This window comes from Candidatus Saccharimonadales bacterium, assembly GCA_039928925.1.
Lineage (GTDB): Bacteria > Patescibacteriota > Saccharimonadia > Saccharimonadales > Saccharimonadaceae > UBA6022.
The window spans coordinates 44,903-58,580 of the sequence record JBDSSF010000003.1; the positions used below are offsets into that span (position 1 = coordinate 44,903).

Sequence of the window (13,678 nt, forward strand, 5' to 3'; positions counted from 1 at the left end):
GGTAGATTATAACAGGTTTGAGGGGTATTAGCGAGCTCTGTTGAACAAGATAGAGCGTACGCGCGTGATAACTGGAGTTGCCTCATGAAGTTTTAATAACCTACTAAAGAAAACGTATGCAGAAAAACTCACGACGACAATGACGGAAAATTTAGGGAATGTTGCAAGGAAACTCTGATCATCGGCACCAAGCTGAAATAGAAGAACGGTAATATATGTAACAATTGCCATAAAGCCAGTTGCACTTGCCATACGCGCTACTGCGTGGACGAATACGATGTCAAAAAGTCCCTTAATACGGCGTGACATAACAGAAAACAAAACCACTACCTCGAGAAACGCTACGATCGATTGAGCCCAAGCTAAACCATACGCGCCCATGTGGAGTTGCGTCGTAAACCAAACAGCTAAAATAATGTTAAGTGAAATCGCAAAAACTGATATATAAAGTGGCGTCTTTGTATCTTGCTGTGCATAAAAGCTTCGTGCGGCAATGTGATAAATTGAGCGAAACAAAATTGCTACAACAAGTGCCCCAAGTAGCCCTGCCATGAGTGAATCTCCACCGTTTTTGATGAAGTTAACTAAATATCCACGGGTAAAATAAGCAATGACAGCAACAGGCATTGCGAGCCAAATAATAACACGGAGAACCGTCTGTAGCTCATTTTTGAACAAATCTGGCCGGCCCTGAGAAAGTCGTTCTGTCATTTTTGGAAATGCTGCCGTACTGATTGCAACGCCGATAAGGTTGATCGGCACCATATGAAGAGTTGTCGCTTGCTGGTAAGCACGGACCGTTCCTTCGATCATACGTGATGCTAGGTTCGTTTCAACTAAGCTATTTACATAGTCTGCACCTTGATCAAGTGAACGAGCAGGAAGCAACGTTAGAACCTTACGAAATCCTTTGTTTTTCCAGAAAATCTTAAACTGGTAGTCAAAGCCAAGCCCGAGCAGACCTATGGAACTAACGATGAGTTGCAGTATCGAACCTAAAACAACTCCAAGTGCGACGCCCATAATTCCGCCGTCAAAAACTTGCCACCCAAAAATATTGATACCTTTTGTGAAGAAAACAGTACCAATGATAATACCTATATTATAAATAGTCGGGGCCAGAGCATAAAAGGTGAACCGCCCCACAGCTTGCTGCATACTAGCTATTACCGTTGCAACGGCAAATAAGAATGGGTTTACTGCAATAACTCGCATCATGCTAACAGCGAGTCCGCGGCTAGCCTCGTCAAGGCCCGGGCTAACAACATAGCGCACTAATGGTTCTGCAAAAATAATGATTAAAACACTTGCAATAAGTGTTATGAGTGCCATGAAATTGATCATACTAGTTGAGAGTTCCCAGGCTGATTTTTTATTACCCGACCCAAGTCGTTGATTAAAAACTGGAATGAACGTAACACTTAGCGCACCTGAGACGAGCAGGAAGAACATGAAATCAGGGATTGAAAAAGCTACAGTATAGGCGTCAATGCCTGTCTTATATGTATCGTAGTACATACCATTAAGCATACGGTCTCGGAATAACCCGAGACCACTTGCTAGTAGTGTGGAGCTAGCAAGTAGGACTGCAGCTACCTGAACAGTAAGTTGTTTGTTTGCCTGCGCAACAGCGCTTCGTACTCGACCCATATGATTTATTTTCTACGCAGCGGCTGCGTGTAATGTGGCATCTGCAGGTAGAGTAGTATCCTCTAGAAGCTTGCTAACTGCTTTTTCTTCAAGCGTCTCCTCTTCAATAAGAGCAGCTGCAAGTTTATCAAGGCTTGCTCGGTTATGAAGAATGACAGACTCAGCTCGTTTACTTGCTTCTTTGATAAGCTGTTCAACTTCTTTGTCAATTTCTTTTGCAGTGTCGTCACTATATGGACGTTCATGAGTCATCTTATCAAAGACCATGCCGCCATTATCGTCATGGAAAACCTGATCACGCAATTTAGTACCCATACCCTGTTCAATGATCATATCGCGGGCAATTTCTGTAGCTTTACGAAGATCTGATCCAGCGCCCGTCGTTATGCCGTCTGCGCCATACATAATCTTTTCAGCGACACGACCACCCATTGCACGTGCGAGAATATCTTTAAACTCATACACATTCGTGTAGCTCTTGTCTTCTGGCGGAAGGAACCATGTAACACCACCCGTTGCTCCACGTGGGATAATCGTTACCTTATGAACTGGATCGCTGTCAGGTAGGACGTGGCCAACAATCGCGTGGCCTGCTTCATGATAAGCAGTCATTCTTTTCTCAGCTTCATTCATAATCTTTGTCTTACGTTCAGGGCCAATCGCAACTTTTTCAAATGCTTCAGTTAAATCAGCATTGCTAATTTTCTTAGCATTGCGACGCGCAGCGATGATTGCTGCTTCATTTGCTATGTTTGCAAGATCAGCACCTGACGAACCGGCTGTTTTTGCAGCAAGCGCACCAATATCAACTGAGTCGTCAGCTGGTTTTTTCTTAAAATGAACTTTCAAGATTGCTTCACGATCATGTCTCTCAGGAAGCATGATGTTCGTGCGACGGTCGAAGCGGCCTGGTCGGAGAAGTGCTGGATCGAGCACATCAGCACGGTTAGTTGCGGCAAGTACAATAACGTTTGTGCCCGTTTCAAAACCATCCATTTCGACAAGAATCTGGTTAAGCGTTTGCTCACGCTCATCATGACCACCGCCCATACCTGAACCACGCTTACGACCAACTGCATCAATTTCATCAATAAAGATAATGGCTGGAGAGTTCTTCTTAGCCTTAGCGAATAAATCTCGTACACGAGATGCGCCAACTCCGACGAACATTTCAACAAATTCTGAACCAGAAATACTAAAGAATGGTACGTTAGCCTCACCAGCGACTGCACGTGCTAGCATCGTCTTACCTGTACCTGGATTACCTACAAGCAGTACGCCTTTTGGAATCTTAGCACCAAGTAATTCATATTTTTTCGGGTGTTTTAGGAAATCAACAACTTCCTCTAGATCTTGTTTGGCAGAATCATTTCCAGCAATGTCTGCAAAAACAACTTTTTCTTTATCAATACCATATAGCTTTGCTTTAGACTTGCCAAAGCCCATAGCTTGGTTATTCTGTCCTTGTGCCTGACGCATCATGAACATGAAGAAACCTGCAATCAAGAGAACTGGTACAATAATGATCGCAAGATTCCAAAGTGTCTGGCCAGTCTCAGACGGAGGACTGTCAGATACAATTGATTTTGCTTCTTTCGATAGAACATTATCTTTAAGAAGTGTGCCGACACCTCCCTGAACATATGATTTTTCAGTTGGCTTATCTTGCCCCTTAACAGTTACCTTAAGATCATTACCGTTACCTTCGATCTTGGTAATATTTCCAGAATTTGCACCAGAGATAACATCAGAAATTGCAGTATCTTTTAAGCTATCTGTTGGTGTAGTTATTGCAATAAGCCCAAGTACTGCAAACACTAATATTGCCCAGAATAAACTGAGTCGAACAATATTGTTCATTTTTTTTCCAGGTGGTTTTTGTTGTGTTGCCATATAAAAATTAGTATCCTTTGTTATCCGCTATCATATAAGAAAATCCCACTCCTACTATAATATCAGTTTTAAAGGGTTTCAACAATAAAAGTTGAGCGTGTAAATCGTAGCCGGACGCCACCGCCAAGTTCATAAAAAGTACCCTGCTTAGCGGTTTTTATTGCCAGAAGTGCTCTCTTTACCTGTGGCCGCGTCGGACTTTGCTTCGTCCTATCTACAATAAACGCCCTCAGTAACTCTTCCGCGGCAACATTATCCACATAAGTTAAGGTGTAGCGATCATAGGTAGCATCTGGCTGAATAAAGACTTTTAGCTCTTCACTAATTTGCTGTTTAATGAAACACTGCGTCTTCCATAGTGCCCATAGTTGCCTTTTCGTATCTTCATCCATCGACTTTCGAATACTTCCACGAATTTTATTTCGTAGATACTTTTCATCGATATTCGTTGAATCCTCGCGCCACTTTAGGTTATTTCTTTTCGCATAAAGAATAATGTCCTGCTTTGTAACATCCAAAAGTGGCCGAGTGATAGCTGAATCCAAGATGGCAATTCCCCTCCATCCCGTACCCCGAGACACATTGATCGCCATAGTCTCGATCACATCATCACCATGATGGGCGGTAGCGATAGACGCTTTATACGTATCTGCAAGTTCATGCAAAAAATGATATCGGCGCTTACGTGCAACCTCTTCACTCACATCTGAGCCTAATTCTTCTCGCCTTGTTTCAAACTTTAGCCCATGTTGCTCTGCTAACATTCTTACAAACTCAGCATCCTCAGCTGAATCGTCACGAATGCCATGATCAAAGTGGGCCACAATAAGCGTAAGATTCGTTTTTTTTACCAACACATCAAGTAATACTACTGAATCAACACCACCACTCACTGCAACAATTACTGTTTTCATTCACCCCATCGTTTCGAGACGATAACTCCTACCCAAATACCGAAGATACCGCCAACCGTACTCCATAAAATACTCCACCCACTTAGCATGTCGTTATCGCCAAAGAGCACAGGTAAATAAGCTCCGGCAATACCGAAGATAGTTGCAAAGAATAAAATGACTTTTTTGTTCATAGTTTTAGTATATACCGAACTATAGGTAGCGTGTGCTACCAAAAGGAATCTTTTGCTTTACAAAGTCTCCTGTTCCAAGCGTATCGGCTGAATGAACAACACGAGTACCATACCGTTCGTTAATCTCGTCTACTGCATTGGTGACATTACGCTCACGTGCTAGCTCATCACCAAAAATACTTAGTTGAGAATCTGATGCTGCGTTGCTCAGTTCGTAACATGTGACTGAAATCATCTTAATACCTTCTGGCGCAGTTTCGAAAAGCCGTCTAGCATGAGTGTATATGGCTTGGTTGCTAAAAAATGGCATGCTTGACATATGCTTAGCATGCCATGACCCATGGTCATAAGTCCGAACGTAGACATCGATACCCCTGGCCACCAGTCCTTGCGAACGGACCTTCACACCAACATCTTCACATAGATGATGTAGCCGCTTTAACACGGTGAAGTAAGGCAGGCGATAGCCTTCTAAAACATACTGTCGCCCAGCACTCTTCAGTGGAAAATCACGTTTATCAACTTCCCAGCCCCGCAAACGTTGGTGCCACTCTTCTCCACAAACACTCTTAAAAACCATCGTATGAAGTGTCTCAGCGCTTGTATCTAAAAAATCTAACGGCGTATAAATTCCGACGGCATTAAGACGGTGCTCGTTCCTATGGGCGATTCCAGTTAGATCGGTTAGTTTTAAAGTGCCAAGTACCTGGCGTAAATTTTGAGAATCTATCACGTCCAAGCCATCGGGCTTATGAAGGCCTGCAGCGGTCTTTGCAAGAAAACGGTTTGTTGAAATCCCAACGTTACAGCGCATAGCGCACCCAACCTCATCTCGAAGTCGTTGTTTAATCTCATGACCAATATCAACAAGATCACGACCGCATACTGCTTCAGTTGCTTCGGTAAAATCAATCACCCCCTCATCAATGCTTTTCATACGAACATGCGCTGAATAGTCTTGCATGATAGCTGTTAGCCTGTGATATACATATCGATACTTTGCAGGATCGCTTTCAAGTGCGACGACATCTGGAGCAAGCTTTCTCGCCTCTTTCACGCTCATGCCTAGCGTTATACCTAGAGCCTTTGCCTCATAGCTAGCCGTTACGATCATTGTGTGCTCCGTCCGACGATTAACAATTACAACTGGTTTGCCACGTAGCATTGGCCTGGCCTGTTGCTCAACAGTCGCAAAACAACTATTGAGGTCAATGTGCATAATTAATGGACGAGCTGAATTATAGTTATTGTTCATACAATATCCTCCCATGAGTACCAGCTATCATTCTTAAAAACAGGACGTTTCATGTTTATGATCGATAGGGCTGTGCGTGCAAGAAAAAGACGACGGAGTGGTTGGCGCAGCGGGCGACTTGGCAATTGAGTGACTATCGGCTTCTTATTCGTTTTATACATAGTGATCGGCCTCCATCGTAAGATGCCAAGTAAGACGTTCACTGTCTAGTTCTATGCGATAGTCAGCACCGCCGTCTGTGACGTCAAACATATGGACGGTACGATGCCCCTTAACGCTTGGGTGTCTAAGACCTATTTCAGTAATCTCGACTTCCCGTCCACTCGGACGCCTAAATCTTATGGGTCGACAGGGGTTTAGACCTTCGCCAAATACTGTTATTACCTCTATTCGCTCATTTAAAAAAGTTTCATCATTCATATCAAAAATCCTCAAAATTAGTTATTGAGAAACGATATTGATTGTATTGCCCGTCTTTTCTGCCCGTTTCTAGCTAAAAATCCGAAGACAATTGAATGATCCGTTCGCGAGGGACGCTTTGTCTCACTGAGACCAGTGTGTGTCGCGGGGAAGTATCTTTATTATACAACTATCCGTTGTTAACTGTAAGCCCCAGTGCGTAAGCAAGACTTGGTGCCACCATGCTCAACTGTGCACCGTCGATTGTTGCGCCTTTTAGAGATGGCCAGCCAACAATATTGATCAACTCTGATGTGCGTAAATCGACACTTTTACATGTAGCCTTTTCAAATACTGTCGCCTCGAGTTGACATGATTCAAACGTCACGTCGTGTAGCACGCCACTGAGGAAATCTGCTTCTACAAGTTGGCAATCGACAAATTTTACTCGCCGAAGATCAGCAAAACGAAAATTCACCATATCAAGCTTACAACCTTTAAATACAACATCGTGTAGCTGTGCGTTACTAAAATCAAGACCACTCATCCGACAGTCGCTTAATATGACCCTGTTAAAGCTAGCCTGGGTCATTATACTACCTGAAAAATCTGATTTACTAAGTAGGGCGTCCCTTGCGCTTAACCGTGGGAGTTGAGCTCCTCCAAGTCGACACTTCTCTATTGTTACACCGTTTAAATCTGCTGCTGCAATCGTTAACTTATCCGCCTCCTGGTCAATAACCTGAGCCGATTCAAGCGAGCCTTCACTGACAAAATCATTCAAAGAATACATGCTTAAACTGGTAGGAATCATTGGACTTGCAACCTTCATAGTAGTAAGTATACAGACAGTTTGTTTTCTGGCCATGTATTGCATACAAGGATTTAGAACATTTTACAAATAAATTTGTTTTTATTTGCTATGATGAAAACATGAATTTACCTTTTGATATCATCACCGATCTTCCTGAGAGTTCCGAAATGAAATGGCAGCGTCAATTTATCGGTACTGATCGCAAAAAACATGAAGGAATCTGGAGGCGAACCCAAGAGCTCGCAACGAGTAAAGATTCTCATTATGAATCAGATAGCGACGGTCGCTGGAAACTAGTCCACTTTTTTGACGAATATGATCTTGTAAAAGTTAACGGCTCGTACACACTTGTTCTTCAAAAGCCGTACTTATGGTGGAACACTGCACTACCTGAGATAGAGCTCCAGCGATACTATCAAAAAACTATTGATGCAATGGCGGAAGGTGGATGGAAAACAAGAGAAACAGATACTGGTCTCGTGGCCACAAAAGGTGACCTTACTGCTATCATTACATTTCTTACAAAAGAACGAGGCGAAGAACTCGCTAAACGTACATTACCAACAGGATACCGTGTGATTGATATTGAAGTTTATGGTCCGAGCATGCACCTTGCCGATGATGAGCGATTTAGGCCCTGGGTCATTTTAGAGGCAGGTATACGTAAATCCCTAAAGCGCGGCTCACCTGAAATAGCAACACTCGGTCTCGATTTAGCACAATATATCCCATTTCATCTTGAACTAGGATGTGGACCATCAATAGAAGCTGGTGTTCCGCCACTCGCACATCTTCATAGAACCTATGCAATATCAAATCCAAGAACACATGAATATTTAATGGGTGACTACGATGATCTACCTGTTAGATTTTTTGCAAATACTGATCAATTCTATATGGACGCATCACTCATTTATGCATCGTCACTAAAAGCCCACCCAGAAACTCTTTTTTACACATCCGTAAAAAGACTTTTTGAAAACGAAACGATTATTAACCCCGTTTATACAAATAACTACGATGGTCTTGTTGCGGATATTGGGATGACTGAATTTTACATGCGTAAATTTGAGGATGCACACATCTTCCCTGACGTCGAGTTTGATAAACGAGCAAAAGCACTCATTGTCGTTGGGTCTCACGCTGATCGACGAAAACTACAAGAAAAAGCAAGGGATGCAGGTCTACAGGTCATCTATGTCGATCCAGAAGTGTATACCGATGAACTGACGTGTCATCAGTACGACTACCCGATCGAAGCACCTCAAGATGACGATATCCTTATAAGGCTTAGTGCCAAGGACTTTGCCGAGCGTATACTTACGACACTATAGGTATCTCGTGCTACTGGGCATACAATAAGCTATATGAAAAAGATATCTCGACTACCACTCATTACGTCTACCTTAGCCTTCGTTCTTGCCGGAATGTTAGTTATTACAATTCACGAATTATCACATCTTGTAATGTCACTATCCCTTGGTGTACCAGCCATACTTTTTCCTAATTTTGTCGTTCAGCCAGATCAAACTACTAGTTGGCAGATTATATTGACCGCGGGTACAGGGCCACTTTTTAGTCTTATATCTGGCCTTTTGATCATTTGGTTAATCAAGGATTGGCTGAAAGGAAGTTCGAAAACATTCACAAAACTTCTCGTATTGTGGTTCGGATTTCTAAGTGCAGAGGTTGGTTTTGGCTACTTCTTTATTGCGCCCCTCGTTGCAGGTGGCGACACAGGCCAAGTACTTTCACTTCTAAACGCTAGTTGGTTTGTGTATGCAATCATATTTGCTGCTGGCGTAGCTGGATTTTTACTCTTACTACCACGAGTTCTTTCAGCCCGACTAAGCAGTTTTGCTCATGATAAATCAAGCTTTTTTCAGCTTAGCATGTTCCCTTGGCTTATCGGTACAGGTATACTACTGGTCATTTATACGCTTTCTATTGCCGTCACATCTATTAGCCATATAGATGCTCCTGGCCTGATTGCACTTATGGGCGTCGTGACAATCGGTGTCTTTGCACCAATGGCTGATTTTAATAAGCTACATGCAGGTCACAATAAAAACGTCGTATTCAACCTACCCGTTGCGGGCATCGTCATGAGTAGCCTCATTGGATTATTTATAATCTTTATTTTGTCACGAGGCATACATTTCGGACTATAGTCCGAGTATGCTCATTAATCGTTTACGATCAAATCCCTGAACCTTTTCTTCCGTACCATCATCTTTTGTGATGACGGTGAATGGCGGTACTTGCATCATGCCACCTGTTGCGGTCATCAGTTGATTCATCGCCTCGTCACTTTCATCGACAATAATATCATCGTAGGACATGTTATTTTTATCAAGCCACTCCATCTCTGCATGACAGATAGCGCATGTTGATGTTGAGTATATAGTAATGTTCATAGTTGTTCTCCTTTTAATTAACTTCCGAATGTAAATACATTTAGCTGCACACCAGCTGGTACCTTCAGTTCGACTGCGTTGTCTTTGCCAAAGCTATTTAATTTCACCAAACGATACAGCTGTGCTTCATTGATTGTCACACTTGAATCCTTCACATCATCACCAGCAAACTTTGTCTGGCTAATAGGCTTGCCGTTGAGTATGACTTGCATTGATGCGTTTGCCACTTTATTAGCAGTTACCACATACATTTCTTTTGCAGCAAAACGGAAGGTGAGTGTACTATCTTTTACAGCTGTAATACCTTCTGGTGCTACCTGCCACTGACCACCAAGTGTCCACTCATTAATCCTGTCGAGACTTGCTGGCGTGAATGTGTTGGTTCCCTGAACAAGGCGTGGGCTACCTGTGAAATTGCTTGCCCGCTTTGTACCAAGATATGTTTCTGGTGTCTGTGCATCAGTCACTGGAACCTGTGCAGATAGGGCAGAGGTAGTTTTATCTGGAACTGTACCGCCATCTTCAGCGAGTAGTGTACGGATTGCCTCTTCAGTTTCCTTGTACTCTCCCTCGCCTCCATGGTAACGACGTACGTTACCCTCTTTATCTATTAAATAACTTCCTGGCCAGTATTGGTTCTGGTATGCATTCCAGGTTGAAAAATCATTATCAAGTGCTATTGGATATGTTAGATTAGCTTTTTTTGCTGCATCCTGGACGTTAGCTGGATTCTTTTCAAATGAGAACTCTGGCGCATGAACTCCGATAATCTCAAATCCGCTATCTTTATAGTTGCTATACCAATCTCGAAGATACGGCTGAGTTCGGATACAGTTAATACAGCTATACGTCCAGAAGTCGATAAGCACTACTTTGCCCTTCATACTAGCTAGCGTACGCGGATTACTATTAATCCAGTTCTGTAGGCCAACAAACTCCGGTGCTTTATAGGGCTTAACATTAAGTACGCCGGCTGCATCTTGACGATTACTTGATGGTATCAGCTGAGCTGAGAGTTTATCAAAATTAAAAGGAGTGTGTTCTGACACGTACGTCTGTAGTTGCTTATCATAGCCTGTAATAACAAGCAGCCCGACAACAATAAATATAATCGCAACAATGCGGCTAAATAGACCCCGTGGATTACTTGCAAACTTTAGTTTACGTACAAATTTTTGTCCTATAAATCCGATGAGTAGAAGCATAAGGCTTAGTCCAAGTACGTATGAAACCATGTAGATCATTGCAACACCGAAGTTTACGGGTAAGACGGTCGCTAGGATATAGGCATAAACTGGGCTACAGCTACTAAAGACTGGGCCAAGTGCAGCACCCGTAATGATTGCACCTATGACCGCTCCTTTACCAGAGCTTTTTCCAAGTAGCTGTTGACTCTTAGACTGTAAGTTAAAAGCTAATATCAGTTTCTCGTAAAGGACAGGGAATAGGAACACGATACCAATTCCAACAATAATACCACCACTGATATATGTGATGAGCTGTGGCGGTATATTTATGAGTAGTGTGGTCGCTTTTAATAGAACTGTGAAAACGATTAACGAGATAGCCAAGCTCGCAGCAATAATAATTGGCCGTCGTTTATCGTGAACATCTCCACTTATCGAACCACCTATAATGATCGGTAGGAGCGGCAAGACGCATGGCGCCAGTACGGTGATAATTCCTGCAAAGAATGCTCCGAGAAGTAAAAACATTGTATGTCCCCTTATTTAGGTGAAGGTGCTTGCCAACTGACAAGCACCTTCTTTTTGTTATCTAATTAGCTTTTAGGCATCAAGACTGATTTTACAACATGTGTCACACCATTGCTTGAGATCACATCTGCAGTTTCGATAGAAACTTTGTTGCCTTTGGCGTCCTGAATTTTCAGTTCGTTATTTTCAACAATTGGCATTAGCATCTCACCTTCAACTGATGTAAGAGATTCACCTTTTTGTGCCATGACACGGAGGTCGGCACTTGTGTAAGTTCCAGCTACCACATGGTAGGTTAGGATCTTTGCAAGAGCAGCCTTGTTTTCAGGCTTCAAAAGTGTATCAACCGTGCCCGCAGGCAAGGCAGCGAATGCATCATTCGTTGGGGCGAAGACTGTAAATGGGCCTTCACTCTTTAATGTATCAACAAGGTCGGCTGCTTTTACGGCCGCAACAAGTGTTGTTACATTTTTAGCGTTAACAGCGTTGTCAACGATATCTTTACTTTGTACCATTTTTGCTCCACCAACAGTAACGCCATCTTCTGTAGTCATACTCATTTGAGTTGAATCAGATGTTGGAGTTGTTGTTTTATTCATATTACCAACAGAGTACCCGATGCCACCACCAAGTGCGAGACCAACGATCATGCTAATAACGATTATTGCAGTTTTGCTTCCAGATTCCATAAGAACCCTCCTTTAATTTATAAGTTTCGCCAAGTTAATTATACTTTACTTAATTAACTTAACATAGTAGTATAGTATTATGAATGATATGACATTGTCAACAACAAATTCGGAATTCACATTATCGTCTCTTACGACTTATGAGGTTGGCGTCATGCAATCGACCGCTCACCGCCTAACAAGCAAGGTTAAATCACAATTTTTATCACAATATGAACTTACTGCTATGCAGTGGTTTGCACTGGGTTATATAAATGATTCTAGCCCAGATGGAATGTCCCTCACCGCGCTTAAAGATATCCTGGATACCACGATGCCATTCATTACAAATACAATCAATCTCCTCGAGTCTAAGGGCCTTATCCGTAAAGTAACCAAACCAGGTGACAACCGTACGAAGATTGTTTATCTTAACCCAAGCTACAAACCACTCATCAAACAAATTGAAGCTGGCCTACGTGATGAACTCCGAAAAGAGCTATACGGTAACGATGCGATTACTCGAGATGAGCTTCAAACTTATGTTGATGTACTCTATAAAATGGTTGAGCATAGGAAATAAACATATAAAAACGCCGTAAGAATGCGGCGTTTTTATATATAGCTTTTAAAGCATGTGGGGATCTATGAGTTTTTACTCGTAGCGTCATCTAGCTTATCGGAGCCGCCAAGACCACCCCTTACGCCACCTCTAGGCCCTCCCATTACGAAGTGAAGATAATCAGTTGGGATGTTATTCGTTTTAGCCCATGCTTCGAGCGCAGTGCGCTGCCCATCCATTTCTGTTTTCATTTCAGCACGGGTCTTTGTCGTCGTTGAACTCCTTGCAGCATCACGCTCGGCTTGAACAGAAGTACGTTTTGCCAAAATCGTATCGACTTGAGCCTGTGTTAACTTCCCGTCAGTAACCAGTTTTGCAAGATCCGCTTTCACTTTTGTCTCCTGCTCAGCTTGCTTTGCAGTGCGTTGATCATCAAAAACTTTTTGGACATCAGTTTTATTTAGATTAAACTTACTTGCTATGGCATCTACCAAACTAGACATTGGATTTGATTGAGTTGGGTTAGTACTTGCACTAGCAATACCTACGCCCGCTACTCCCGCAAGACCAATAGTTGTTACTATTCCCGCTGTTATAAGTTGTTTCTTCATATATCTCCTCTCATTCATTACATGACTACTGCCGCTATAGGACAGCAATTTTTATCATATCTAAATTTATTGAGAGATCACTGAGCTGGATTTTGCTTATGGGTCATTAGTGTATTTTCGTGTACTAAATCCATGTCAGACCTCGAAACATACTGAGCTAACAAAAAAGACCGACTAAATAGTCTGTCTTTTTTCTTGGTAGCAGCGACAAGGATCGAACTTGTGACCTTAGGCTTATGAGTCCTACGCTCTAACCAACTGAGCTACGCTGCCATACTTGGATAATTGTAGCAAAACAGAGATGAATTTTCCAGAGGGGACTATTATTCAAGCTCGCTATCATCAGGTAGGGCAGCATGGTGAGTATCAATGAAGCTACGAAGCTCATCATCAGTGCGCTCACGATTCCATGTTGATAGTTTTAAGATATCACTAAGGGTGACGGCTTCGATGCCGCTAGATTGCGTTTCCATTATTATTTGCTTTCTTTTTGTTTTTAATTTCTTATATACCTATTTAAGCATAAACTCTTTAAAAAAGCAATGGTAATTTACAAGATTTTTGGTCTTTTGCCAATGCTTATGCTATAAATGGTACAAGGGGTAAT

At 42.4% G+C, this 13,678-nt stretch carries 16 protein-coding genes and 1 tRNA gene; 3 read left to right on the forward strand and 14 right to left on the reverse strand.

Going from position 1 to position 13,678, the window contains the following annotated elements; translation table 11 throughout:
• Positions 1-27: 27 nt before the first annotated feature.
• The 8 genes from ABIS22_02535 to ABIS22_02570 all read right to left on the reverse strand — a co-directional run bounded on the left by ABIS22_02535 (position 28) and on the right by ABIS22_02570 (position 7,116).
• Positions 28-1,650 (reverse strand): lipid II flippase MurJ, encoded by a 1,623-nt coding sequence (locus ABIS22_02535; GenBank protein ID MEO7740768.1) that lies wholly within the window; start codon positions 1,648-1,650, stop codon positions 28-30.
• Between the two features lie 12 nt (positions 1,651-1,662).
• On the reverse strand, positions 1,663-3,543 hold the full coding sequence (ftsH, locus tag ABIS22_02540) for an ATP-dependent zinc metalloprotease FtsH (GenBank protein ID MEO7740769.1): 1,881 nt from the start codon (positions 3,541-3,543) through the stop codon (positions 1,663-1,665).
• A 68-nt stretch (positions 3,544-3,611) separates the two neighbouring features.
• On the reverse strand, positions 3,612-4,457 hold the full coding sequence (tilS, locus tag ABIS22_02545) for a tRNA lysidine(34) synthetase TilS (GenBank protein ID MEO7740770.1): 846 nt from the start codon (positions 4,455-4,457) through the stop codon (positions 3,612-3,614).
• Positions 4,454-4,630, reverse strand: a complete 177-nt coding sequence (locus ABIS22_02550; protein ID MEO7740771.1) for a hypothetical protein — start codon at positions 4,628-4,630, stop codon at positions 4,454-4,456. Before ABIS22_02550 ends, tilS begins: the two co-directional genes overlap by 4 nt.
• 19 nt (positions 4,631-4,649) lie before the next feature.
• Complete coding sequence (locus ABIS22_02555) at positions 4,650-5,885, reverse strand: hypothetical protein (protein ID MEO7740772.1); 1,236 nt, start codon at positions 5,883-5,885, stop codon at positions 4,650-4,652.
• The gene (locus ABIS22_02560; GenBank protein ID MEO7740773.1) at positions 5,882-6,046 is read right to left on the reverse strand and encodes a hypothetical protein; all 165 of its coding nucleotides are present in this window, start codon (positions 6,044-6,046) and stop codon (positions 5,882-5,884) included. Before ABIS22_02560 ends, ABIS22_02555 begins: the two co-directional genes overlap by 4 nt.
• Entirely contained in the window at positions 6,039-6,305 is a 267-nt protein-coding gene (locus tag ABIS22_02565; GenBank protein ID MEO7740774.1) for a hypothetical protein, read from the reverse strand. Before ABIS22_02565 ends, ABIS22_02560 begins: the two co-directional genes overlap by 8 nt.
• Before the next feature lie 169 nt (positions 6,306-6,474).
• Positions 6,475-7,116, reverse strand: coding sequence for a pentapeptide repeat-containing protein (locus tag ABIS22_02570; protein MEO7740775.1), 642 nt, complete (start codon positions 7,114-7,116; stop codon positions 6,475-6,477).
• A 101-nt stretch (positions 7,117-7,217) separates the two neighbouring features.
• On the opposite strand from ABIS22_02570, the gene ABIS22_02575 reads away from it, so the two are divergent.
• A complete protein-coding gene (locus ABIS22_02575) occupies positions 7,218-8,432 on the forward strand; it encodes a hypothetical protein (GenBank protein ID MEO7740776.1) in 1,215 nt (404 codons plus the stop codon).
• A 33-nt stretch (positions 8,433-8,465) separates the two neighbouring features.
• On the forward strand, positions 8,466-9,269 hold the full coding sequence (locus tag ABIS22_02580) for a hypothetical protein (protein ID MEO7740777.1): 804 nt from the start codon (positions 8,466-8,468) through the stop codon (positions 9,267-9,269).
• On the opposite strand, the gene ABIS22_02585 is transcribed toward ABIS22_02580, so the two are convergent.
• The 3 genes from ABIS22_02585 to ABIS22_02595 all read right to left on the reverse strand — a co-directional run bounded on the left by ABIS22_02585 (position 9,264) and on the right by ABIS22_02595 (position 11,790).
• Positions 9,264-9,515: a glutaredoxin family protein gene (locus ABIS22_02585; GenBank protein MEO7740778.1), complete on the reverse strand. Its 252-nt coding sequence runs from the start codon at positions 9,513-9,515 to the stop codon at positions 9,264-9,266. The two genes, ABIS22_02580 and ABIS22_02585, sit on opposite strands and share 6 nt — an antisense overlap.
• A gap of 17 nt (positions 9,516-9,532) precedes the next feature.
• The gene (locus ABIS22_02590; GenBank protein ID MEO7740779.1) at positions 9,533-11,230 is read right to left on the reverse strand and encodes a redoxin domain-containing protein; all 1,698 of its coding nucleotides are present in this window, start codon (positions 11,228-11,230) and stop codon (positions 9,533-9,535) included.
• Positions 11,231-11,295: 65 nt separating this feature from the next.
• On the reverse strand, positions 11,296-11,790 hold the full coding sequence (locus ABIS22_02595) for a fasciclin domain-containing protein (GenBank protein ID MEO7740780.1): 495 nt from the start codon (positions 11,788-11,790) through the stop codon (positions 11,296-11,298).
• 208 nt (positions 11,791-11,998) lie between these two features.
• On the opposite strand from ABIS22_02595, the gene ABIS22_02600 reads away from it, so the two are divergent.
• Positions 11,999-12,481 carry a MarR family transcriptional regulator gene (locus ABIS22_02600; GenBank protein MEO7740781.1) on the forward strand — a complete coding sequence of 161 codons (483 nt, stop codon included), beginning with the start codon at positions 11,999-12,001 and terminating at the stop codon, positions 12,479-12,481.
• A 62-nt stretch (positions 12,482-12,543) separates the two neighbouring features.
• Here the strand turns inward: ABIS22_02600 and ABIS22_02605 are convergent, their stop codons facing one another.
• The 3 genes from ABIS22_02605 to ABIS22_02615 form a co-directional block, all read right to left on the reverse strand.
• Complete coding sequence (locus ABIS22_02605) at positions 12,544-13,071, reverse strand: hypothetical protein (GenBank protein ID MEO7740782.1); 528 nt, start codon at positions 13,069-13,071, stop codon at positions 12,544-12,546.
• Between the two features lie 196 nt (positions 13,072-13,267).
• Positions 13,268-13,344: transfer RNA gene (locus tag ABIS22_02610), tRNA-Met, on the reverse strand.
• Between the two features lie 50 nt (positions 13,345-13,394).
• Entirely contained in the window at positions 13,395-13,544 is a 150-nt protein-coding gene (locus ABIS22_02615) for a hypothetical protein (GenBank protein ID MEO7740783.1), read from the reverse strand.
• Positions 13,545-13,678 lie beyond the last annotated feature (134 nt).